Genomic DNA, 1060 nt, shown 5'->3' with positions numbered 1-1060 from the left:
ATGGAGTATGGCGAATCATCCGGCGCCGGCGTTGCTGTTGCGCCACGGAGATCGGGCGGAGCTGACTCGGCTGGTGCGGTCCTCCTCGGTGCGAGCCGGGCTGGTGCAGCGGGCGCGCATTGTGCTGCTGGCCGCCGACGGGGAATCGAACACTGCGATCGCGGAAAAGCTTGGGGTCTCGCGACCGACAGTGCTCGAGTGGCGCAATCGATATGAAGCCCGCGGGGTGGCCGGGCTGGCGGACGAGCCGAGATCGGGCCGGCCGCCGGTCCTGGACCACCGGGCGATCGTGGCCGCCACGCTGAGACCGCCGCCGAAGAAGTACGGCGTCACTCACTGGTCTTCCCGGTTGCTGGGCACTCACCTGGGGATCAGTAACTCCACGGTGGCCAAGGCCTGGCGCGACTACGGGGTGGCCCCGTGGCGTGAAGGCACGTTCAAGTTCTCCACCGATCCCGAACTGGTCGCCAAGGTCGTCGACGTCGTGGGGCTCTACCTGGCCCCGCCTCAAAATGCGGTCGTGCTGTGCGTGGCTGAGAAGTCCCAGATCCAGGCCTTGGAACGCACCGCGCCGAGGTTGCCGATGCAGCCTGGCCAGCCGGCGTGCCGCACCCACGACTATGTACGGCACGGGACCTCAACCGTGTTCGCGGCCCTGCAGCTCGCCACCGGCCACGTCAGGCCCGCGTGCAAGCCCAGGCACCGACGCCAGGAGTTCTTGGCCTTCCTCAAGCACCTCGCCCGGGCCTACCCGGAGAGGGAACTGCACCTGGTGATGGACAACTACGCCACCCACAAGACCCCCGAGGTGAAAGCCTGGCTGGCGGAAAACCCACGGTTCCACGTCCATTTCACGCCGACCTCGGCCTCCTGGTTGAACCTGGTCGAGGTGTGGTTCTCCATCATTGAGCGCCAGGCCCTGCGCCGGGCCGATGTCGCCTCGGTACCCGAGCTCAACGCCAAGATCCGGGCCTTCGTCACCGGCTGGAACGACCGTTGCCACCCCTTCGTATGGACCAAGACCCCCGATGAGGTCCTGAAGAAAGCCAACCGCCAGATC

1 protein-coding gene is annotated in these 1060 nt (G+C 66.9%); it reads left to right on the top strand.

What is annotated here, in order from left to right; genetic code table 11:
* Window positions 1–7: 7 nt before the first annotated feature.
* Window positions 8–1060 (top strand): IS630 family transposase (locus M3185_RS16935; protein ID WP_251334841.1); only part of this gene is annotated, 1053 nt, incomplete at its 3' end.

This window comes from Kocuria rosea, assembly GCF_023715525.1.
Lineage (GTDB): Bacteria > Actinomycetota > Actinomycetes > Actinomycetales > Micrococcaceae > Kocuria > Kocuria rosea_A.
This window is presented reverse-complemented; position numbering and strand designations above follow the sequence as displayed.